Annotated in this window: 14 protein-coding genes and 7 pseudogenes; 10 read left to right on the plus strand and 11 right to left on the minus strand. The window is 56.2% G+C overall.

Annotated elements, in window-relative coordinates; genetic code table 11:
- Nucleotides 1-48 precede the first annotated feature (48 nt).
- The 7 genes from acpP to yceD all read right to left on the minus strand — a co-directional run bounded on the left by acpP (nt 49) and on the right by yceD (nt 4,857).
- A complete protein-coding gene (gene acpP / locus ACTBDU_RS08010) occupies nt 49-285 on the minus strand; it encodes an acyl carrier protein (protein ID WP_438806108.1) in 237 nt (78 codons plus the stop codon).
- Between the two features lie 155 nt (nt 286-440).
- On the minus strand, nt 441-1,175 hold the full coding sequence (gene fabG / locus ACTBDU_RS08015; RefSeq protein WP_438806122.1) for a 3-oxoacyl-ACP reductase FabG: 735 nt from the start codon (nt 1,173-1,175) through the stop codon (nt 441-443).
- 14 nt (nt 1,176-1,189) lie between these two features.
- Nucleotides 1,190-2,119, minus strand: coding sequence for an ACP S-malonyltransferase (gene fabD / locus ACTBDU_RS08020; RefSeq protein ID WP_438806109.1), 930 nt, complete (start codon nt 2,117-2,119; stop codon nt 1,190-1,192).
- 18 nt (nt 2,120-2,137) lie between these two features.
- On the minus strand, nt 2,138-3,091 hold the full coding sequence (locus tag ACTBDU_RS08025) for a beta-ketoacyl-ACP synthase III (protein ID WP_438806110.1): 954 nt from the start codon (nt 3,089-3,091) through the stop codon (nt 2,138-2,140).
- Nucleotides 3,092-3,097: 6 nt separating this feature from the next.
- On the minus strand, nt 3,098-4,132 hold the full coding sequence (gene plsX, locus ACTBDU_RS08030) for a phosphate acyltransferase PlsX (RefSeq protein ID WP_438806111.1): 1,035 nt from the start codon (nt 4,130-4,132) through the stop codon (nt 3,098-3,100).
- A gap of 16 nt (nt 4,133-4,148) precedes the next feature.
- Entirely contained in the window at nt 4,149-4,319 is a 171-nt protein-coding gene (rpmF, locus tag ACTBDU_RS08035; protein ID WP_011410916.1) for a 50S ribosomal protein L32, read from the minus strand.
- 16 nt (nt 4,320-4,335) lie between these two features.
- Complete coding sequence (gene yceD / locus ACTBDU_RS08040; RefSeq protein WP_438806112.1) at nt 4,336-4,857, minus strand: 23S rRNA accumulation protein YceD; 522 nt, start codon at nt 4,855-4,857, stop codon at nt 4,336-4,338.
- A gap of 142 nt (nt 4,858-4,999) precedes the next feature.
- On the opposite strand from yceD, the pseudogene ACTBDU_RS08045 reads away from it, so the two are divergent.
- A pseudogene (locus tag ACTBDU_RS08045) lies at nt 5,000-5,588 on the plus strand (Maf family protein).
- A gap of 19 nt (nt 5,589-5,607) precedes the next feature.
- Here the strand turns inward: ACTBDU_RS08045 and rluC are convergent.
- Nucleotides 5,608-6,564, minus strand: a complete 957-nt coding sequence (rluC, locus tag ACTBDU_RS08050) for a 23S rRNA pseudouridine(955/2504/2580) synthase RluC (protein WP_438806113.1) — start codon at nt 6,562-6,564, stop codon at nt 5,608-5,610.
- 560 nt (nt 6,565-7,124) lie between these two features.
- Here rluC and rne point away from each other — a divergent pair.
- Both rne and pyrC read left to right on the plus strand, forming a co-directional pair.
- On the plus strand, nt 7,125-10,400 hold the full coding sequence (rne, locus tag ACTBDU_RS08055) for a ribonuclease E (RefSeq protein WP_438806114.1): 3,276 nt from the start codon (nt 7,125-7,127) through the stop codon (nt 10,398-10,400).
- 72 nt (nt 10,401-10,472) lie between these two features.
- Nucleotides 10,473-11,353, plus strand: a pseudogene (gene pyrC, locus ACTBDU_RS08060) (dihydroorotase).
- A 235-nt stretch (nt 11,354-11,588) separates the two neighbouring features.
- On the opposite strand, the pseudogene ACTBDU_RS08065 reads toward pyrC, so the two are convergent.
- Nucleotides 11,589-12,814, minus strand: a pseudogene (locus ACTBDU_RS08065) (ISL3 family transposase).
- Between the two features lie 104 nt (nt 12,815-12,918).
- On the opposite strand from ACTBDU_RS08065, the gene dinI reads away from it, so the two are divergent.
- From dinI to ACTBDU_RS08085, 4 genes and pseudogenes are all read left to right on the plus strand, one after another.
- Entirely contained in the window at nt 12,919-13,164 is a 246-nt protein-coding gene (gene dinI / locus ACTBDU_RS08070) for a DNA damage-inducible protein I (protein WP_438806115.1), read from the plus strand.
- A gap of 170 nt (nt 13,165-13,334) precedes the next feature.
- Nucleotides 13,335-13,612 (plus strand): annotated as a pseudogene (locus ACTBDU_RS08075) (hypothetical protein).
- 194 nt (nt 13,613-13,806) lie between these two features.
- Nucleotides 13,807-14,055, plus strand: coding sequence for a biofilm formation regulator BssS (gene bssS / locus ACTBDU_RS08080; protein WP_438806116.1), 249 nt, complete (start codon nt 13,807-13,809; stop codon nt 14,053-14,055).
- Nucleotides 14,056-14,221: 166 nt separating this feature from the next.
- Nucleotides 14,222-15,392: pseudogene (locus ACTBDU_RS08085) on the plus strand (FAD-dependent oxidoreductase).
- A gap of 65 nt (nt 15,393-15,457) precedes the next feature.
- Here the strand turns inward: ACTBDU_RS08085 and trhO are convergent.
- Nucleotides 15,458-16,516, minus strand: a complete 1,059-nt coding sequence (gene trhO, locus ACTBDU_RS08090; RefSeq protein WP_438806117.1) for an oxygen-dependent tRNA uridine(34) hydroxylase TrhO — start codon at nt 16,514-16,516, stop codon at nt 15,458-15,460.
- A gap of 243 nt (nt 16,517-16,759) precedes the next feature.
- Between trhO and ACTBDU_RS08095 the strand changes: the two are divergent.
- From ACTBDU_RS08095 to mdtG, 3 genes and pseudogenes are all read left to right on the plus strand, one after another.
- Nucleotides 16,760-17,859: pseudogene (locus ACTBDU_RS08095) on the plus strand (NADH:flavin oxidoreductase/NADH oxidase).
- Nucleotides 17,860-18,023: 164 nt separating this feature from the next.
- A complete protein-coding gene (locus tag ACTBDU_RS08100) occupies nt 18,024-18,947 on the plus strand; it encodes a Kdo(2)-lipid IV(A) acyltransferase (RefSeq protein ID WP_438806118.1) in 924 nt (307 codons plus the stop codon).
- Nucleotides 18,948-19,110: 163 nt separating this feature from the next.
- Nucleotides 19,111-20,347 (plus strand): annotated as a pseudogene (mdtG, locus tag ACTBDU_RS08105) (multidrug efflux MFS transporter MdtG); the annotation flags it as partial.
- A 134-nt stretch (nt 20,348-20,481) separates the two neighbouring features.
- Here mdtG and ACTBDU_RS08110 read toward each other — a convergent pair.
- Nucleotides 20,482-20,667 (minus strand): hypothetical protein, encoded by a 186-nt coding sequence (locus ACTBDU_RS08110; RefSeq protein ID WP_438806119.1) that lies wholly within the window; start codon nt 20,665-20,667, stop codon nt 20,482-20,484.
- Between the last annotated feature and the right edge of the window lie 1,081 nt (nt 20,668-21,748).

Genomic DNA, 21,748 nt, shown 5'->3' on the forward strand with positions numbered 1-21,748 from the left:
TGGGACTAAAAAACTTAGGCGGTCGAGTGACCGCCTAGGGATGTTCGCTTACTGCAGGCTTGCCTGAATAAAATCAATTGCTGCCTGAACAGTAGTGATTTTTTCAGCTTCCTCGTCCGGAATTTCGGTATCGAACTCTTCTTCCAGCGCCATAACCAGCTCAACGGTGTCAAGAGAGTCAGCGCCGAGGTCGTCAACGAAAGAAGCATTATTAACGACTTCTTCTTTCTTAACCCCCAGTTGCTCAGCGATGATTGCCTTAACGCTTTCTTCGATAGTGCTCATACTCTTAAATTTCCTATCAAAACTCGCTTACGCGATGGTTTTCGTAGTATATAAAATGTTGAAAAAGATGCAACTCAATCCCGGCTGGTCGAACCACGATTTTATGCTATTTTGCGGTTATTTACCACAAATAACGCAAATGATTTTCGCGCTTTTTACAGCATATACATGCCGCCATTGACATGTATCGTTTCGCCGGTAATGTATGCTGCCTCCTCAGAGGCGAAAAAAGCGACAGCACTGGCGATTTCTTTCGGATAGCCAAGACGGCTTGCCGGAATCTGGGACAAAATGCCCGCACGGTGCTCATCTGTCAACGCTTCGGTCATATCAGTCGCGATAAATCCCGGCGCTACCACGTTGACCGTAATGCCGCGCGAGGCGACTTCACGGGCCAGCGATTTACTAAACCCGACCAGGCCCGCCTTGGCGGCAGCATAATTTGCCTGCCCGGCATTACCAATGGCGCCTACAACAGAACCGATAGTAATAATTCTGCCGTAGCGCTTTTTCATCATGGCCCGCATTACCGCTTTCGACATGCGGAATACGGACGTCAGATTAGTATCAAGAATAGACTGCCATTCGTCTTCTTTCATGCGCATCAGCAGATTATCACGCGTAATACCTGCATTATTCACTAAAATATCCGCGTCGCCAAATTCCGCGCGCATTTTTTCTAAAAAAGCATCGATTGAAGCGTTGTTAGAAACGTCCAATTCCATTCCTTTGCCGCTATCGCCCAGATAGGGGCTGATGGCGGCAGCACCCGATTCACTGGTAGCGGTACCAATCACCGTTGCGCCTCGCGCTGCGAGCATTTCCGCGATTGCGCGGCCGATGCCGCGGCTGGCACCGGTCACCAGCGCAATTTTACCTTCTAAACTCATCTGTAACCCCAATTTTAGTGTTCGATCGCTGCGGCCAGCGAGGCGGGATCATTCACCGCCGCGACCGACAGGTTGCCGTCAATTCGATTGGTCAGGCCGGTTAGCACTTTACCGGGACCGATTTCCAGCAACACCTCTGCGCCGTGGGACGCAAGGTACCCCACGCTTTCGGTCCAGCGCACCGGGCTGTATAGCTGACGCATCAGCGCCTGGCGGATGGCCGTCGGATGCTGCTCCACGCGCACATCCACGTTGTTAATCACCGGGATCTGCGGGGCGGCGAATGTTACCGCTTCCAACGCTAGCGCCAATTTTTCCGCGGCGGGCTTCATCAACGCACAATGGGATGGCACGCTAACCGGCAGCGGCAACGCGCGCTTGGCTCCGGCTTCCTTACAAGCCAGACCGGCACGCTCCACTGCTTTTTTATGCCCGGCGATAACCACCTGGCCCGGTGAATTGAAGTTAACCGGCGACACCACCTGCCCTTGGGCCGCCTGTTCACAGGCGGCGGCGATAGCATCGTTATCCAGACCGATAATAGCGGACATCGCACCGGTACCGGCCGGCACCGCATCCTGCATCAGCTTGCCACGCAGCGCCACCAGCGCGATTGCCGCGGCGAAATCCAGACTGCCTGCGCACACCAGCGCGGAATACTCGCCCAGACTGTGGCCGGCCATAAGCGCCGGCGCCTGCCCTCCCTGCTGCTGCCAGACGCGCCAGATAGCGACCGACGATGCCAATAATGCCGGCTGAGTCACCCAGGTTTTGTTCAGCTCTTCAGCCGGGCCTTGCTGCACCCGCTGCCATAAATCATAACCCAGGACGGCGGAAGCTTCGGCAAATGTCGCCTTGACTACCGCGTGGTCTGCCGCCAGCTCCGTCAATATACCTACCGTCTGGGAACCCTGTCCTGGAAATACCATGGCGAAAACAGTCATTCTTTTTCTTCCTGTCGATTAAAACCGTAGCAGCGCTGAACCCCAGGTGAAACCGCCACCAAATGCTTCGAGGAGCACCAGATGTCCCGGCTGAATGCGGCCGTCGCGTACCGCTTCGTCCAGCGCCAGCGGCACGGAAGCCGCAGAGGTATTACCGTGCCGGTCAAGGGTGACAACCACTTTTTCCATACCCATTCCCAGGCGTTTAGCGCTGGCGGTAATAATGCGCAGATTAGCCTGATGGGGCACCAGCCAGTCCAGCTCACTGCGGTCCAGCCCGTTGGCGCTGAGCGTTTCGTCGACGATATGCGCCAGTTCGGTCACCGCCACCTTGAACACCTCATTGCCCGACATGGTCAGGTAAGCGGATACGGCCAGATCGAGACGATTATGGTATGGAAGCGTCAGCAAATCGCCATAGCGGCCATCGGCGTGCAGATGCGTGGAGATGATGCCCAGCTCGACGGAACGTCTGAGCACCACCGCGCCTGCGCCATCGCCAAACAGAATCAGCGTTCCGCGATCCTCAGGATCCAGGGTATGGCTTAACGCATCAGAGCCAACCACCAGCGCGTATTCGACCGCGCCGTTCTTAATGTAGTTGTCCGCCACGCTCAGCGCATAGGCAAAACCGGCGCAGGCCGCCGCCAAATCGAAAGCGATGCAGTCATTGATGCCCAGCTCGCGCTGAATCTGGCAGGCTGAACTCGGAAAAGCATGGCTCGACGATGTGGTGGCAACGATGATCATGCCAACTTTCTCCGCCGCAACACCAGCCATAGTCAGCGCTTGTTCAGCGGCATCACGCCCCATGCTGGAGACGGTTTCATCGGCCCTGGCGATACGGCGTTCGCGAATACCGGTGCGAGTGACGATCCACTCATCAGACGTATCCACCATTTTTTCCAGGTCGGCGTTGGACCGGATATGCGCCGGAAGATAGCTCCCGGTACCGAGAATCTTTGTAAACATGTACGCTTAATCACTCTTGGGTAGTACCGCATCCAGGCGTGCGGCTATCCGTTCCGGGATCTGCCGCTCCACCGCTTGCATTGCCTGTTCAATAGCGGCGGTAAACGCGCGCTGGTTGGCCGCACCGTGACTTTTGATAACGGCCCCGCGCAAACCTATCAGGCAAGTGCCATTGTATTGGTCGGGATTCAGCTGACCGAATTGACGCATCAAGCGACGTTTTATCCACCGCTTGACCCATTGCATCAGCCAACTCTGCTTGCCGCTTTTCCCAGAGGATTTCAGCAATGACAGAAAAACTCTTATCACCCCTTCCATAGTCTTTAATGTGACGTTACCCACAAAACCGTCACAGACCAGGACATCGGTTTTCCCCGTCAATAATTCATTGGCTTCAAGATAGCCGATATAATTGATTGACGGAACATCCCGTAATAGTGCCGCCGCGTGCTGAATCGGGTAGAGGCCCTTGGTTTCTTCCTCGCCGATGTTCAACAACGCCACGCGTGGGTTAGTGACCCCCACGATATGCTCCGCCATCACCGCGCCCATCACGGCGAATTGCGCCAGCATCCCCCCATCACAGGCGACGTTGGCGCCCAAATCCAGCACGACCGTTTTACCCTGCTTTTGATGGGGTAAAACCACCATCAGCGCAGGCCGTTCAATACCGTCCAGGGGTTTTAGCACCAGCTTCGCCAGCCCCATCAGCGCGCCGGTATTACCGGCGCTGACGCAGGCCTGGGCGCGACCGTCCTTGATAAGCTCCAGCGCAACGCGCATGGAGGTGCCGCGGCTTGCCCTAATGGCCTGCGACGGTTTGGCGTCACTGGTAATAACCGATTCAGCGGGAATGACCGTCAATCGCTCAAGCAGAACGGAATCGGTTTTTACCAGTAAAGGATGTATTGCTGCGGGATTGCCGACAAGCAGCAGTTCAAGTTGCGGATATGAGCCCAGTGCTTGCAAAGCTGCAGGTACCGTCACGGCGGGACCGAAGTCGCCGCCGATAGCATCTAACGCAAGGGTTAGACGTCTCAATGTATCGCCTTAGGAATTACTTGGCTATAACTTTACGACCGCGGTAGAAACCGTCGGCGGTGATGTGGTGGCGCAGGTGGGTTTCACCGGAAGCTTTGTCCACTGATACAGTGGAGGTGGTCAGCGCGTCGTGAGAACGGCGCATACCCCGTTTGGAACGGGTGGGTTTGTTTTGTTGTACGGCCATGGCCCTTACTCCTCGATTACTTATGCTTTAAACTGGCTAATACGAAAAATAAATTAGGTTTTTCCGCTTCGGCAGGTAGTTTACCAAATACTTGTTCCGTTGCGAACACTTCACAGTGTTCAGGATCATGCACCGGCACGATAGGCAATAAAAGAATAATTTCATCTTTTATCATTGCCAACAAATCCACCTCGCCAAATTCGTCGACGTAGACCGCTTCGTACGCTTCCGGCAACGCCTCAGCCTGTTCGTCGCTGACGACCGGACTGAAACAAAATGTCGTGTGTACCTGATGCGGGAACGGCTGATTGCAACGCTGGCAGCGCAGAGCCACCTCTACGTCCGCATGGCCGCTAATCACCGCCAGGCGCCGGTTATCGATTGCGAACGATAACGCGGCCTCGACATCACTCTCCACACTTACCACGGATTCGGCAACACGCGTTACCCACTCAGGCGCATAGACACCAGCGTAGTCCAGGCGTTTCTGAGCGGTACGTACTGCATCAATGGTCAAGGGTAATTTTACCTTTTGCATAGGGGGCGCATATTAACTTTGTAACGAGCGGGAGTCAAAGAAAAAGGGTGTTTTGCACCGCTTTTCACCCATATTCGCTATCTTGACGCCGGACAGTTTAGAATGCGGCGATGAATTTGCCCATCCTACGGATAATAAAGTGATGCATAAAATCGTTCTGGCCTCCTCTTCCCCTTACCGCCGCGCGCTGTTGGAGAAATTAACAATACCGTTTGATTTTCACGCACCGGATATCGATGAAACGCCGCACGCCGGCGAAGACGCGGCGCAACAAATGGTGCAGCGCCTGGCCATCGCGAAAGCGCAGGCGCTGGCCGAGCGTTATCCCCAGCATCTGATTATCGGCGCCGATCAATGCTGCGTGCTGGATGCCCAAATCGCGGGGAAGCCGCTCACAGAAGCCAACGCCATCGCACAGCTGACCCGGTGCCCGCGATAAAGCCGTGACGTTCTATATCGGCCTGGCGCTGCTTAATAGCGCTAGCGGGGCTTCGCAGGCCTGTACAGAACCCTTTGTCGTTCGTTTCCACGCGCTGGAGGACGCGGAAATCGCCGGCTATGTGCATTTGGAACAGCCCTTGCAATGTGCAGGCAGTTTTCAATGCGAAGGCTTGGGGATCGCGCTCTTCGAGGCGCTGGAGGGCCGGGACCCCAACACGCTGATCGGATTGCCGCTGCTGGCGCTCGCCGATATGCTGCGCCGGGAGGGGCTCAATCCGCTACGCCGGTAACCGCTAACAGCCGGCACGCCTATTTGTGGTTGTCGCGCAAATACAACAGGCACTGGCGCAACAACGCATCCAGCGGCGCGTCTATCCGCAACGTTTCGCCGCTGCCGGGATGGTCGAAGCGCATCGCGGCTGCGTGCAGAAACAGCCGGTTCAGGTCACAGCCTTTCAGCCGCTGATCAAACGTGCCATCGCCGTAGCGATCGTCAAACGCAATCGGATGGCCGGCATGCTGAGCATGAACACGGATTTGGTGGGTACGTCCGGTTACCGGGCTGGCTCGAACCAGCGTGGCCAGCGTAAACCGCTCCTCGACCTTGAAACGGGTTTCCGATGGCTTGCCCTCGCTGTTGACCCGCACGATGCGCGCGCCGCTGGCGAGAACGTTTTTCAACAGCGGCGCCGCGACCGTTTTGACATGGGACTGCCACTGACCGCGCACCAACGCTAGATAATCCTTTTGCATTCCTTTAGCGCGCAGCTGCTCATGCAACGCGCGCAGCGCCGACCGCTTCTTGGCCACTAACAGCACCCCGGAGGTGTCCCTATCCAGGCGGTGAACCAATTCCAGAAAACGTGCGTCGGGGCGCAACGCGCGCAGGCCCTCAATAACGCCAAAGCTAAGACCGCTGCCGCCATGCACCACCGTGCCGGCCAGCTTGTTCAAGATAAGCAGGTGATCGTCTTCGTAAAGCACCGCGTCATTTAACGCGGCAACTTTATCCAGTCCGGTGGATATGGGCGCCTGTTCTTCATCAGAACGTCGCACCGGCGGAATACGTACTTCATCATCATTTTGCAGTTTGTATTCCGGTTTTACCCTTTTCTTATTGACGCGTACTTCACCTTTACGCACGATGCGGTAAATCATGCTTTTCGGCACCCCTTTGAGGTGCGTACGCAAAAAATTGTCAATCCGCTGACCGGCTTCGTCTGCGGAGATGGTGATAAAATGTACGCCGGGATTATTCTTATTCATGGGCCGGGATTCTAAATATACCGACACCATAGCGCCACTTCTTTTTATGTGCTTAACTGTGGTTTCATCAGTAAAAGGTTTTTTCTGATTCGGTGGACTCGCTACGCTATTCTTTGAGAAGCCATCAGGATGGGTCTGAAACTTGTCATTGATGGCTAAAGTCGTCTTGCTATATGCGAGTCAGCAGTGGAATAATGCATTTACTTTCCAGGTTTTCGCGTCCAGGACGAGTAATCAAGGAATTTTGAATTTGTCTGGTTCAGCCTAAACGCGGCAATGGCGTAAGACGTAATGGCTAATCGGGCAGTTAGCGGGCTGCGGATTGCAGCTTGGCCAGCAAAAGGAATCCATTTTGGCAATAATCATCAGACGTTATTCCCCTATAGAAGTGCTGTTTTCCGTTATGGGAAACAAGCTACCGAAATAATTCGCCCCTTAGTAAGCGACAACTGTGAGGTTGACGGCTTTGCGCCAAGTCACGGGGCCGTCGGTGATTACCCGGCCATGCGGTTTTTTGCCCGCAGCTCTGATGCCAATGCATAAAAAATGAGTAAGTTACGATGAAAAGAATGTTAATTAACGCAACTCAACAGGAAGAGTTGCGCGTCGCTCTGGTAGATGGCCAACGGCTGTATGACCTGGATATTGAAAGCCCCGGACATGAGCAAAAAAAAGCCAATATCTACAAGGGTAAAATCACCCGTATTGAACCCAGCCTGGAAGCAGCGTTTGTGGATTATGGCGCCGAGCGCCACGGGTTCCTTCCCCTTAAAGAAATTTCCCGCGAGTATTTTCCTCCTCAATATTCTTCCCATGGCAGACCCAATATCAAGGACGTGCTGCGCGAAGGCCAGGAAGTCATCGTACAGGTTGATAAAGAGGAACGGGGTAATAAAGGCGCAGCGCTGACCACCTTTATCAGCCTGGCCGGCAGCTATCTGGTGCTGATGCCGAACAATCCGCGCGCGGGCGGCATATCACGCCGTATCGAGGGTGATGATCGCACCGAGCTAAAAGAAGCCTTATCCTCCCTTGAGCTTCCCGACGGCATGGGACTTATTGTCCGCACCGCCGGCGTCGGCAAGTCGGCCGACGCGCTGCAATGGGATCTGGCTTTCCGCCTCAAACACTGGCAGGTGATTAAAAAGGCCGCTGACGGACGCCCGGCGCCGTTTCTGATCCACCAGGAAAGTAATGTTATTGTCCGCGCCTTCCGCGATTATTTGCGGCCGGATATCGGCGAAATTCTGATCGATAATCCCAAAGTGCTGGACCTGGCCAAAGAGCATATTGCTTCATTGGGTCGCCCTGATTTTACCAGCAAGATTAAGCTTTACAGTGGAGAAATTCCTCTGTTCAGCCACTACCAGATCGAATCACAGATTGAATCTGCCTTTCAGCGTGAAGTGCGGCTGCCCTCCGGTGGCTCCATTGTCATCGATACTACCGAGGCGTTGACCGCCATTGATATCAACTCCGCGCGCTCAACCCGCGGCGGCGATATTGAAGAAACCGCTTTCAATACCAACCTTGAGGCGGCGGATGAAATCGCCCGCCAGCTGCGTCTGCGCGACTTGGGCGGTTTGATCGTTATCGACTTCATCGATATGACGCCGGTGCGCCACCAGCGCGAAGTAGAAAATTGCCTGCGCGAATCGGTCCGTCAGGACCGTGCCCGCATTCAAATCGGGCGCATTTCCCGCTTCGGCCTACTGGAGCTATCCCGTCAGCGTCTCAGCCCGTCGCTGGGTGAATCGAGCCATCACATCTGCACCCGCTGCGGCGGTACCGGCACCATTCGTGATAACGAATCTTTTTCCCTCTCCATACTGCGGCTTATCGAAGAAGAGGCGCTGAAAGAGAATACCCACGAAGTGCACGCCATCGTGCCGGTGCCTATCGCCTCTTATTTGCTGAACGAGAAACGCGAAGCCGTTAACGCCATTGAAAAACGTCAGGGCGGCGTCCGGGCGATTATCGTGCCGAACGATCAAATGCAGACCCCGCATTATGCGGTACTGCGCGTACGCAAAGGCGAAGAAGCCCCCACCCTGAGCTATCTGCTGCCGCAGTTGCATGAAGCGGAAATGACCCAACCGTCAGAGGAGCCTGCCTCGGAGCGCAAACGCCCAGAACAGCCGGCGCTAGTGGCATTTGTGATGCCCGATCCGCCGCTGATCAGCGAGAAACCGGCTACGGCTGATGCGAGCAGCATACCGCCGGCGCTTGCCGCGCTGACGGCAAGCGCCGGCGCATCGCGCGGCCTGTTCGGCCGTCTGGTCGACGGTTTCAAATCCCTCCTCGGCACACCGGCGCCACAGCAAGAAACCGACGCCGCCGCTGCGGTAGTCGTCGAGGCACCGGCCAAGGCGGAAACGCCACGTCGCCAGGAGCGTCAGGATCGCCGCGGTCAACGCCGGCAGGGCGGCCGCCGTGACCGGAATGGCGAACCGGCCCGCGCCAGCCTGGAAAACCATCAGCGCCGGGATGGCCGTGACGATCCGCGCCGCAAGCGTTCGCAGACCCTTAATGAAACAGACACGGCAAGCGACATTGTTGAAGAAACACCGCAGGAAGAGCAGGTCCAGCCGCGTCGCGAACCGCGTCAGGATCGTCAGCGCCGACGTCAACAAGAGGCGAAAGCGCAGACCGCAGAGCAGGAAATAAAAGCTCTGCCAGCCGCTGCGATAGAGTCAGACGGCGGCAACGCCTCCGACGAGGACGATAAGCCGATTCAGGCTCAACCGCGCCGTCAGCGTCGCGCACTGAATCGCAAAATTCGCGGCGGCGATCGGCCCACCCCCCCTGCCACCGCGCCGACCGCCGCCGCGGAAAGCGCCACCGCCGCATTAAATGCGGCGGTAGAAAGTCAGGACGACAATGAAAGTAACGACGTCCTGCAAGGCGAGAATGACGTCGCGTTCGATGCCGGCAATGCCGATGCCGGACGTAACGGTAACGAGGCAGGTCTTCCGCGCCGTTCACGGCGTTCCCCGCGTCATCTGCGCGTAAGCGGCCAGCGCCGCCGCCGTTACCGCGATGAACGTTATCCGCTCTCGTCGCCGGTACCACTTACCAGCGCGGTCGTGTCGCCGGAAATGGCCTCGGGTAAAGTGTGGGTCAGCTATCCCGTCACGCCCATCGAGCAGCCGGAACAAGACGCGTTCACCGATGTGGCCGGAGGTTCCCAGACCACAGAGGTGGCTGCCGCCGCAGAGCAACAGCCACAGACGGCATTTGCCGCGACGGTAGCAAACGGAACGATGACGGTCAGCGAAGCGCTGCCGCCCACCACGCTGGTCCCGCAGGATCCCTCACCAGCACAGGAAGCTGGCGTTGATGAGGTGCCAGCGGTCACCGCCTCCGAGGATTGGCAAGTGGCACAACGCCAGATTGAGCAAGCCGAGCCGGCCGCCGCTGGCACCGTGGCGCAAACGGCCGCAGACCTGTCTCAAGCGCCTGCACAGCCCAATGACGCCTCTGTCGCGTCGGAGGCCGCTGCGTCCTCTGACGCCGCACTCCCCCCGGTTGTGTCGGCGGCGGACAGCGAGACTCTCGGCATGGGGCAGACCACTTCTCCCATCAGCACGCCGCTGGCGCAAAACGGACAGCCGTTGCCGGCAATGCCCAAGGACTCAGTCACGCGCTTTAAGCATCACGCCAGCGCATCGATGACCAAAGTACCTGCGCCGGTTTATACGCCTTCGCCGCGACCGGTCAGCGACTGGCAACGGCCGGACTACCGCTTCGATGGCCGCGGCGCCGCCGGCGGTCACGCCGCGGACCATCAGGCGACCGCACCGGCAACCCGTCCGGACACGCCGGACCCGCTGTAAGCTCCCCTCGCTAAGACCCGCTGCGGCGGGTCTTTTTTTTGTCCTCGGTACGGCCACCATTTTGGCCGGGCGATTATTATCCCCAACCTGACGCCGCCCATTACGACACTCGCTTAGGCGACAGCCTATCGCGAACGTATTTTGGCTACGCGGCCGGCGGGTCACCGGTTTACGCCATTGGTGACCTGCTATTTGACGGATTCACTGGACAAGCAAACGCTGATTGACGGCCAGCGCCAGGGGGTGTTTACCGCCGCCAAACTGTATCCGGCCAATGCCAGCACCAATTCTCAGCATGGTGTCACGAATATTGTCGCCATTTATCCCTTGTTTGACGCCATGCAGAGCATCGGTATGCCGCTTTTTATTCACGGGGAAGTCACGGCGGCAGACATCAATATTTTTGATCGCGAGGCGCGCTTTATTGAACACGTCATGACGCCGATTCGCCGCCAATTTCCGGCGCCGAAGATCGTGTTTGAACATATCACCACCAAAGAAGCCGCCGATTATGTGCTGGCCGGCGATAGGTATTTGGCCGCTACCCTTACCCCGCAGCATCTCATGTTCAACCGCAACCATATGCTGGTGGGAGGCGTGCGTCCGCATCTCTACTTTGCCTATCCTGAAACGCAATGTACATCAGCAGGCATTGCGCGCGGCGGTGGCCAGCGGTTGCGACCTTCTGTTCCTCGGTACCGATACCGCCCCTCACGCGCGCGGACGTAAAGAATCGGACTGCGGCTGTGCTGGCGCATTTTGAAGCTTTTTGTTTGCTAAACGGTCCGCGCTTTTACGGTCTGCCGCTTAACGATGATTTTATTACCCTGCGCCGTGAACCCCATCAGCAACCCGCGCCCATTCCTCTGACGGGCGGTGACGGCGAAACGCTGGTCCCCTTCCTTGCCGAGCAGACGCCCAATTGGACCGTGGTTGACGAAAGCGACCATTAACCCACCGCTCGGGCGCCGTCCGTCGCCCGCATAAAGCGTTGTCGGCATCCGGCGCCGGGGCAGACGCCCCGCCGCCTGTTTGCCCTTGGTGCGAATGTGCCGCCACTCCCATAGCTCTCCCTGTTTTGCCAGCGAACTTCTGACGCAGGGCATTGCGGCGGCGCGGGTTATTGAGGATGCGTCCCCCGTCAGAATACTGTATAAATAAGAGCCTTCCCCGATCATGCTGAAAGACTCAGAACGCCATGTTCAGCTTTCCGTAGTGGAACAGCACACCCGGCTTGAACCGTTCCTTATTCCTGAAGCCGCGTGACTTAATCCTGAGCAGGCGTATTTTACTGTTTAACGACTCCGCACTACCGTTTGACACTCGGTTTTTCATCGCATTCAGGATGCCGTAAAGGCGCTTTGCCACCATCTTGTTAACGCTGGCCATCAGCGCTATTCCGCTGCTCTTTGCCATTATCATTTATTCCTACCTCAGCTTTCGGCTATGGCTGTCATAGCGGCGGTGTCACAGGTCGCGGGCAAGTTCTTTCATGACTCAGCACTGACTGGTTTGGGGTAACACCAAGCGTTCAACTTCCAACCTGTCGGAACTGCGTCCATGCCGATTCTGTTTACCGTAAAATCACAGATAGCGCGAGCGATGAGCCCCTTTCCTGTCTGACGATGGGATGCGTTTCATTTCAGCCATACGTGTTTTATCAACAACGGCGCAGAGCGTTTTTGCCACATGGAAGTGGTCGAAGGCGATTTTATCCACAGCATTGGGAAGATGGATCCAGGCCGCGCTGATATAGGCCATGTTCATGTCCATCGACAGCGTTTTTATCTCGTCCAGTTGGCGATCGCTCAGGCAGCGCAGATAGCTGGCGAGACTCTCCATACCACGGTCACCTGTCAGTTTCAGAGCCCGGCCTTGACGGTCAGAGATAACGGTGACGTACTGATGGCCTTTTTTGAAGGCCACTTCATCCACGCAGAGGTGGCGGGCTGATAAAGGTTTTTTATCCGGGCAAGACCCCGTTTAACGGCGCGCATCAGGATGTCGTCCACGGCATTCCAACTTAGCTCAAGCTGCTTTCTGACGGCATCTACCGTGCTGATTTTGAGCCATGATGAGAGGACAAAGAACTCGAACAACAGCGTGTACCGGCTTCCAGGGCCAGCCCAGGGAACGGGGAGTGTCCGGCAACCGTGTTCAGGGCAATTATGCGAGAAACATCCGCCTCAACCAGTGCCGTGAACTGGCAGGTATCAAGGTGACGCCATTTAGGATGTCGATGGTCATTCATATATAGGCCAGGATTTACCGCAGGTCGGACAGGTTAAAGGCGTATGCTCAGCGATACCGACGGTGACCGTCACAGAACCAGCATTTTTATCGAGGGAGAGGGAATTAACCTGCCACGGCGCGGACAGGTTGAGAATGTGGGCATAGAGAAACTTTTCGTCCATGGCTGGCACCTCAGAGTATCAAGATTGCCATTATAATGCCCCGATCCACCACAACAAGGGAAGGCCGATAAATAAACAGGCACCATTACTGTGAGAGCAGACCAATGCGCATTGAAATCACCCTCGCCAAAGCGACACCGCTTCCTGCTGGTGCCCTCGAGGCGTTGAGCAAAGAATTACATCTTCGTATCGATAAGCAGTTTGCAGACGCCAAGCTGCAGCTACGTTATGCCAGTGCCAATGGCATAAAGGCCCTGGGCGGTAACAAAGAAGACAAGGCGCTCATCACCGACATCCTGCAAGAGACGTGGGAAAGCGCCGATGATTGGTTTGATCCACTCTCGCCATAAACGTGTTTTGTTGTACTGCCGCTTGCCGGGCGCTACCCAGCCTTTTTTTTCTTGTCACTTTCGCCTAAAAACGCAGGCTACCCCTGTAAAAATTTCTAATGCGGCTTATGATAGGAAAAACCATTGCCGCTATCTGTCCAAGACGGCACCACCGCTTTCGGGAAAACACCATGACCTCGGAAAAACCAGAAGAAGCGATGACCTTCGGTGAGTTACTGCAATTGATAAGCGAACAGCAGCGCAGGCTGAGCGTGCTGGAAATTGCTTTTTCCTATCTTTTTTTAGCCTCGATGAAAAAGCGAACCAGTTGCTTATTTATAACCTGATGCTGGAGGCCCAGAATCAAAATCGCGACGCCGTTATGCAGAAATATTTCGCGCAATTAGCGGAAGAGCTGGCCCGACGTGTCACGCCGGTGACGCCGCCTCTCGCGCCGCTGCAGGACTGAAAATGAGCGCCGCTGCAGGCCTCAGCCGCCGGCGCCGGTACGTTCAGTAACCCTTTGCGACGTTTTCTATTACAAAAAAAGTCTCTAATTGCGAAAAAATTAGAAAAGGCGGGTATAATGAAGCTACCTGCGAACCAGGAGATGCCAGAACCTCATTGTCACTCAAACCATAACGAGTCAAATAAGGGGTATATATGGACAGAAAAAACGAAATCATTCATACACACCCGCTGGTCAACTGGGATATCAGTACAGTAGATCCCTATGATGCCATGATGATTCGCCTGCATTATGTTAATTCCCCCGACCAAGCCACTGCTGATGCGGAAGTTGACCGGACTTTGTCGCTGACGACCGATGTTGCCAAGCAGCTGATTTCCATACTTGAAGCCGGTATCGCCAAAATAGAATCAACGGAACACCTGGTTTACCGCAAGCATTAGTTCTGTCACCCCTCATGCGTCCGCAGCTCTGCCGCGGGTGTTTTTGTTTTGCGTTGGCCCTATTTCAGACAGATGACCCTATTCGTGCTTTCAGACTGTCACTACACTTATCCGACTATCCGACGCGGCGCGACGGCCGCCAGAATCCACTCAGGAGCATGAGGGTATGGTTTACGATTTAATCGTCATCAGCAGCAGATCTGTGAGGGCGGCCGCGGGTTATTACGCCACGCAGGCCGGACTGAATGTGCTGATGATCGATGCGGCATTTCCGCCGCACCAGGGCCGGCAGCCACCATGGCGATACGCGTCTTATACGCCATGCCTACGGCGAAGACGAGAAATACGTGTCGCTGCTACAGCGCGCTCAAACCTTATGGCAAACGCTCAGCGATAGCGGCCAAACGCCGGTTTTTCACCTCAGCGGCTTGATAAATCTCGGGCCGCACACATCGCTGTTTATTCAGAATGCCGCCAGCGGTGTAAAACGCCACCAGCTACCTTGCGAATTGATGACCGGTACCGCGGTGAACACCCGCTGGCCGGTATTGCGGGTGCCTGAGGATTATATCGGCGTGTTTGAGCCGCAGGTCGGTTATTTGAAATCGGAGCTGGCGATTGCTTGCTATATTTCACTGGCGGAGAAGCCCGGCTGCGCGCAGCTCTTCAACTGCGGCGTCACGGACATCAACCTCGCCGACGGGGTCGCGCAAGTGGAAACGCGCGAAAGTAACCGTTATCAACGGCGAAAATTGCTGGTCGCCGCCGGCACCTGGGTCAAACAATTACTGCCGATAACGCCGATAACGCCGATAATGCCGATAACGCCGATAACGCCGATAACGCCGATAACGCCGATAACGCCGATAACGCCGGTACGCAAGGTGTTTTCCTGGCACCAGGCAGATAAGCGATTCAGCGAAGATAATCATTTCCCCGCCTTCACCGTTGGAGCGCCCGATGGCAAGTTTCCCGGCCCTGGAGAATGCGTGGGTAAACACACCGGCGGTCAGCGCATTACCACGCCGGAGCAGCGTAAACCGTTTGGCTCCCTGGCCGAGGACGGTACGGAGGTGTTTGCTTTTCTGCGCACGTTTTTGCCAGGCGTCGGCGTGTGTCTTAATGGCCAGTCCTGCACCTATGATCTTTCCCCCGACGAGGATTTCATCATTGATGCGCTGCCGGAACACGACAATGTGCTGGTGATATTCGGCCTGAGCGACCACGGTTTTAAATTTGCCAGCGGGCTGGGAGAGATCCCGGCGGCCTTCGCTGAAGGCCGCGACAGCGGTTTCGATTTAACGCCGTTTGTGCTGCGCCGTTTTGCCGTCGGCTAGTCGCTTTCCGTCAACGGCACACCCCAGCCGCGACTAATCGCTTCCCGTTGACGGCAGGCGCGACGCTATTTCTGTGCCGAATCGTCCCCTGTTAATGTCAGTTGCAGGCGTTGATGGGATTTATTAAAGATTTTCATACCGTTTTCCCGGCCGGCGCGGCGCGAGCGCTGCTCGGACAGCGGCAGCGACAGCTCCTCCTGACAACAGGTCACGCTGCAGCAACCCGCATAGTGTTCGGCACAAACGGGGCATTGAATAAACAGCAGATGGCAACCCTGATTACGGCAATTGGTATGGCTGTCGCAGGGGGCGCCGCATTGATGGCAGTGGGCGATAATATCCGGCGTGATCCGCTCGCTCAAACGTTCGTCGAAGACAAAATTTTTGCCGGTAAACTTCAGCGGTAACCCTTGTTCCCGCGCGCGACGCGCGTATTCGATAATTCCGCCTTCCACGTGATAGACATTTTTAAAACCGTTATGCCGCATCCAGGCGCTGGCTTTTTCGCAGCGGATCCCGCCGGTGCAGTACATCACGATTTTTTTATCTTTGTCATGCTGTAACATTTCCACGGCCATCGGCAGTTGCTCTCGGAACGTGTCGGAGGGGATCTCAATGGCCTGGTCGAAATGCCCCACTTCGTACTCATAGTGATTGCGCATATCGACAAACAGCGCTTGCAGATCGTCCGCCAGGGCGTTGACCTCTTCCGCTTTCAGATAATGGCCAACGTTCGCCGGATTGAACGTGGGATCGTCTATACCGTCGGCGACAATCCGCGGCCGCACTTTCATGCGCAGTACCCAGAAAGATTTACCGTCGTCGTCCAAGGCGACATTCAACCGCAGCCCATTTAGCTGCGGATGTGCGGCATACAGCGCCTCGCGCATGGCATCAAAACGGCTTTGCAGCACGCTGATTTGCGCATTGATCCCTTCAGCAGCGATATAAACGCGGCCAAAGACCTGCAGCGCTGAGAGCGTGCGGTAAAGATCATCACGGAAGCCCTGCGGATCACTCAGGGTAAAATAGCGATAAAACGAGACGGTGGTGCGCGGCTCGCTTTCGGCTAACATGCGCGCCCGTAATTCTTGGTTGGAGACCCGGTTATGTAACACTGGCATGCTGTACGTTCCTGTCGGTAGTCAAATTATCGGCGGCCACTACCCCGGCCGCCGGGCCGCATTTTACCGCATTGACGACAAAGCGCCAGCCACGAGGCGAAATTCCCCTCCCCGATTAGCCCGGACGTGCTCGCGCCAGGGCAACAACTTGACGATACCCCGCAGGGCGATCACTATTAGCCACGACCCGTGCCGATTCCGGGGATCTTCCCGGCAGGCCATTCATTGATGAGAGGCCCGCCAATGAGTCATCTGTTCAGCCCTATTGCTTTGGGCAATCTACAGCTTGAAAACCGTATCGTTATTGCCCCCATGTGCCAATATTCCGCCCTTGAGGGGGAAGCGACCTCCTGGCATACCGTGCATCTCGGCCATCTGCCGCTGTCGGGCGCCCGCCCTGCTGATTCTTGAGGCCACCGCGGTCAATCCGGTCGGGCGCATCTCCCCGCAGGATTTGGGGTTGTGGGACGATCAGACCGAGCGCGCCCTGGCGGCCGTAGTGGATACGGTAAAATCCCATTTCCCGATTGCGTTGGGGATCCAGCTAGCGCACACCGGGTGGAAAGCGTCCATCGCACCGCCGTGGTTCCGGCGGACAGTCTCTCGCTCCCGAACGGGGCGGCTGGCAAACGGTCGCGCTGTCGGCGCTTGCTTACGATGATGCCGCGACCAGACCGCAGGCGTTAAGTCTTGATGAAATAGCGGTGCTCAAAGACGAGTTCCTCACCGCCGCCCGACGCGCACAGTGTATCGGTTTTCATCTCATCAAACTGCACGCCGCCCACGGCTATCTGTTGCATCAATTTTTGTCGCCGCTCACCAATCAGCGCAACGATCGGTACAGCGGCAGCCTGGAAAACCGCATGCGTCTGACGCTCGAAGTATTTCAGGCGTTGCGCCAGGCGCCGCCGTTAACCATGGCGGTAGAGGTGCGCATCTCCGCCACCGACTGGGTTGAAAGCGGGTGGGACGAGGCGCAATCCGTGGCGCTGCCGCGGGCGCTAAAAGCGGCCGGATGCGATTATATTCACGTGTCCAGCGGCGGCCTGTTACCGCAGCAGCGCATCAGCGTCGGCCCCGGTTATCAGGTGCCCTTCGCCAGACGGATCCGGCAGGAGACCGGGCTTACAACTTTCGCAGTCGGCATAATAACCGAGCCGGAGCAGGCGGAGGCAATTATCGCCAACAACGATGCGGACGTTATCGTGCTGGCCCGCGGCGCATTGTACGATCCCCACTGGCCCTGGCATGCGGCAGCCAAACTCGGCGCCCAAGTGCAAGGACCCAAGCAATATTGGCGCTGCGAACCCCATGAGGTAAAGGGGCTATTTCGCCGGACGTAGCGTTATCAACCGCTAATTGCACAAAAAGCGCGCGCTTAGGCCAATAATTCCCATAGCGCGACACTTTATTCCACCGCAGCAAAAAAATGCCAGAATATTGCAAGGTATTATAACGGCATGACTGAAGGTACGGGCTCACCCGTAACATTCACATATGGGACGCTATGACCACACTTCCTGTTTTTAATTCTTCTTTGCTGCATCCGCGTTATTGGCTGACCTGGCTGGGTATCGGGGCGCTCTATTTGCTGGTACTGCTGCCTTATCCGCTGCTCTACGCGCTGGGTACCCGTCTGGGACGGCTTGCGATGCACTTCATGCGCCACAGAGAGGTGATCGCGCGCCGTAATCTGCAATTGTGTTTTCCCGCCATGCCGGAAGCGGAGCGTGAAGCGCTGTTGCGGCAGAATTTTGAATCGGTCGGCATGGGGCTTATCGAAACCGGCATCGCCTGGTTCTGGCCTGATTGGCGTATCAAGCGCTGGATCTCCGTCAGCGGCCTGGAGCATATCGCCGGCGCGCGCGCGGAAAACAAAGGGGTGCTGCTTATCGGCATGCATTTTCTCACCCTCGAACTGGGGGGGCGGATTTTTGGCATGTATAACCCCGGTATCGGCGTCTATCGCCCCAACGATAACCCGCTGCTGGACTGGCTGCAAACCTGGGGGCGTATGCGCTCTAACAAATCCATGCTGAATCGGTCGGATATTAAAGGCATGATTCGCGCTTTGAAAAACGGCGATATCATCTGGTACGCGCCGGATCACGACTATGGCCCCAAAAGCAGCGTATTCGCACCACTGTTCGCCGTTCCCCAGGCCGCGACCACCGCCGGCACCTATCTGCTGGCCAAAACGGCCAAACCGGCGGTGATCCCGTTTATGCCGCGCCGTTTGCCTCAGGGGCACGGGTATGAGCTGTTGATTTTGCCCGATGAACGCGACATGCCGCTGGATAGCGATATTGCCGCCGCCAGCTATATGAACAAGGTGGTGGAGCAGGGGATACTGCGGGCGCCGGATCAGTACATGTGGCTGCATCGGCGCTTTAAGACCCGCCCGCCCGGCGAACCTTCGTTGTACCGCTGATTCTTGCCGCATTCGGCCTCCGCCGGCGCGGGGATTGCGAAAACCCGCGCAAAAAACGGTCGGTGAAATTGCCCCTGCCGCCTTTTCGGCGCATACTGTGTCCCTGACTTAATCTCCACCGGCGAGAGCGTTCCCAGCCCTGTAGTGTTGTCGACCGCCGTACATATCTAAACAGGACGTCACGACGCCGGTACCGACTCTTATCAATTGGAAACGTAATCTTTTCGTGGCCTGGCTGTGCTGTTTTCTCACCGGCGCCGCCTTCAGTCTGGTCATGCCTTTCCTGCCGCTCTACGTTGAACTTCTTGGCGGTGTCTTTTCCCGAAAAACTGAATCTGTGGTCCGGCGCGATATTTAGCATCACCTTCCTATTTTCCGCCATCGCGTTGCCATTTTAGGGCGGGCGGGCCGACAGAAAAGGCCGCAAAGTGATGCTGCAGCGCTCGGCGCTGGGCATGGCAATTGTGATGATGCTGATGGGACTGGACTGGCTCAGAACGTCTGGCAGTTTCTTGTACTGCGCGCGCTGCTCGGGTTGCTTGGCGGCTCCGTGCCCAACGCCAACGCACTGATCGTCACCCAGGTGCCGCGCAACAAGAGCGGCCTAGGTACGCTATCCACTGGCGCGGTCAGTGGCGCGCTGATAGGGCCCGCTAATCGGCGGTCTGCTGGCAGATCTCTACGGTTTACGGCTGGTGTTCTTCATTACCCCGCTGGTGTTGCTTATTTGCTTTATCACCACCGTGCTGTTCGTTCAGGAGCATTTCACTCCGGTACCCAAAAAGGACATGCTCTCTGGCCGGCAGGTACTGGCCTCGCTGAAAAATCCGCGTCTGGTGCTGAGCCTGTTCATCACCACCCTTATCATCCAGGTTGCTACCGGCTCCATTGCGTTTATCCTCACCCTGTATGTCCGCGAACTGGCTGGCAGTTCGCAAAATCTGACGTTTATCAGCGGTATGATTGCCGCCGTGCCAGGCATGGCGGCGCTATTGAATGCGCCGCGTCTGGGCAAGCTCGGCGATTGGGTCGGTCCAGAACACATATTAATTAGCATAATGGCATTATCGGTACTGCTGCTCATTCCCACGTCATTCGTGCAGGCCCCCTGGCAGTTAGGCTTATTGCGCTTTCTGCTGGTCGCCACCGATGGCGCGCTGCAGCCGGCGGTGCAAACCCTATTGATTTATAACCCATCCAGTCAGGTTGCGGGCCGTATCTTCAGCTACAATCAGTCGTTTCGCGATGTGGGCAACGTCAGCGGGCCGCTGCTCGGCGCCTTTATCTCGGCCAGCTACGGTTTCCGGGCGGTGTTTTTTGTCACGGCGCTGGTGGTGATGTTTAACGTGGTGTATTCCTGGTGGAGTCTGCAGCGCAGCGCAGTGCGGCACGCATCAAATTACCTCGTGATTGAGCGCCTGAAAAAGGGCGGCGCGTATAAACGCCGCCGCCAAAATCGGCCGGCGCAAGGGGGATTGACGATCAGCTGCGGCTGGGGCGCCCGCCATTGGGGCGCCCTGAAAACCGCGGCTTTTTATGGCTGAGGCGCGTTCTGTCCTGGTTTTGGCGCCGATTTACCGCCGTGCTCATCCCCGGCGCCCGGACCGTGGTCCGGTATCGCCACAACGGCCACCCGCACCTGATAATGCACGCCCTTGGCGGCTGGCGGCTGGATGCTAGTCAATTTCTGCAGGCTATCCGCCGGATTTCCGCTGGCCATCAAGGCGCAGAAAAGCTCACTGCCGCGGCAAAAACCCTCACCGTGGCCGCCAGGACCACCGGGACCGCCGCGAGGCCCCGGAAACGGCGGTAACAACGTTCCCTGCGAGGGCTGACCGTATTGCGCGCCAGGGGGGACCCAGCGTCGGGGTATTGCCGGCGCCGGCCGTCGGAGCAGCCAGCGCGCCGCGGCTCGCCAGACCGGCGGTGGTCATCAGGGCCATAGCCAGTAACGTATTGCGCATCATCTTGTTTTCTCCTCTACATCGGGTTCACCCCTTCACTGTAGCGATTCTCGGCAGGCCCGTGCTGACCTTTGCGAAACCTTTACCCCTTGCCGCGACCTTCTTTGCAAAATCCCGTCGCCGGAAACATCCCTGGGGGGGGGGAATCAGCCGGTTATTGGGCAGCTCTCCCTCGCTCGCGCCGCCGATAACGCTTTTTTCTTCTGCTATCCACTGTTTAGCGAGCGGTACTTGCATCTTTGGCCAGAGCAACAATAATTACTTTTACGCCCGTATTCGGTGTGACGGCCTCTGCCCCCTCATGTTGAGTGGCAAGCATTTCTGGATTCTTAAGGGGAACGATGGATTAGCCGGAAGCCCTTTACTAGTGCGGCTTACAGTGATTTTACTGATTCTGGACTCGTCGCAAAAAAATGAGCGAAAAATGATTTTTTTGCACTATATTCTGAACTAGATTGATTGTAATTTAGATAAGTTTGAAAGTCGTTTAAAAATTCTCTCATTAACAATTGTGTTGCTAAAAATAAACAAGAAATTTATAGTTTTTTAAACGGCTTTTTTGCGTTTGCTTGCTAGGCTATCTTCTGATGCTACTTTACCAACCTCACTAGCCCCCTTTTTGATTTGGTCATAGAGCCGCATTAGACGCTCTTTTTCTTCAGGAGGAAGCTGTAAGATTTTTATGTTCAGATCATCACTTAGGCTAAGAAGTGTAGTGGCACACTGAATTTGGCCACCTGAACAGAGGTGATATGCTCACCTCAGAACAACACGGGTGCACCAATGAAAAGAAGAAATTTTAGTCCTGAATTCAAACGCGAATCCGCTCAACTGGTT

Source organism: Sodalis sp. (in: enterobacteria) (genome assembly GCF_051710625.1).
Taxonomy (GTDB): Bacteria; Pseudomonadota; Gammaproteobacteria; order Enterobacterales; family Enterobacteriaceae; genus JBPESN01.

Excerpts from the sequence above, each read along its gene's own strand:
- acpP (WP_438806108.1), bottom strand. The coding sequence starts at position 285 with ATGAGCACTATCGAAGAAAGCGTTAAGGCAATCATCGCTGAGCAACTG.
- fabG (WP_438806122.1), bottom strand. The coding sequence starts at position 1,175 with ATGAGTTTAGAAGGTAAAATTGCGCTGGTGACCGGTGCCAGCCGCGGC.
- fabD (WP_438806109.1), bottom strand. The coding sequence starts at position 2,119 with ATGACTGTTTTCGCCATGGTATTTCCAGGACAGGGTTCCCAGACGGTA.
- ACTBDU_RS08025 (WP_438806110.1), bottom strand. The coding sequence starts at position 3,091 with ATGTTTACAAAGATTCTCGGTACCGGGAGCTATCTTCCGGCGCATATC.
- rpmF (WP_011410916.1), bottom strand. The coding sequence starts at position 4,319 with ATGGCCGTACAACAAAACAAACCCACCCGTTCCAAACGGGGTATGCGC.
- yceD (WP_438806112.1), bottom strand. The coding sequence starts at position 4,857 with ATGCAAAAGGTAAAATTACCCTTGACCATTGATGCAGTACGTACCGCT.
- rluC (WP_438806113.1), bottom strand. The coding sequence starts at position 6,564 with ATGAATAAGAATAATCCCGGCGTACATTTTATCACCATCTCCGCAGAC.
- rne (WP_438806114.1), top strand. The coding sequence starts at position 7,125 with ATGAAAAGAATGTTAATTAACGCAACTCAACAGGAAGAGTTGCGCGTC.
- dinI (WP_438806115.1), top strand. The coding sequence starts at position 12,919 with ATGCGCATTGAAATCACCCTCGCCAAAGCGACACCGCTTCCTGCTGGT.
- bssS (WP_438806116.1), top strand. The coding sequence starts at position 13,807 with ATGGACAGAAAAAACGAAATCATTCATACACACCCGCTGGTCAACTGG.
- trhO (WP_438806117.1), bottom strand. The coding sequence starts at position 16,516 with ATGCCAGTGTTACATAACCGGGTCTCCAACCAAGAATTACGGGCGCGC.
- ACTBDU_RS08100 (WP_438806118.1), top strand. The coding sequence starts at position 18,024 with ATGACCACACTTCCTGTTTTTAATTCTTCTTTGCTGCATCCGCGTTAT.
- ACTBDU_RS08110 (WP_438806119.1), bottom strand. The coding sequence starts at position 20,667 with ATGGCCAGCGGAAATCCGGCGGATAGCCTGCAGAAATTGACTAGCATC.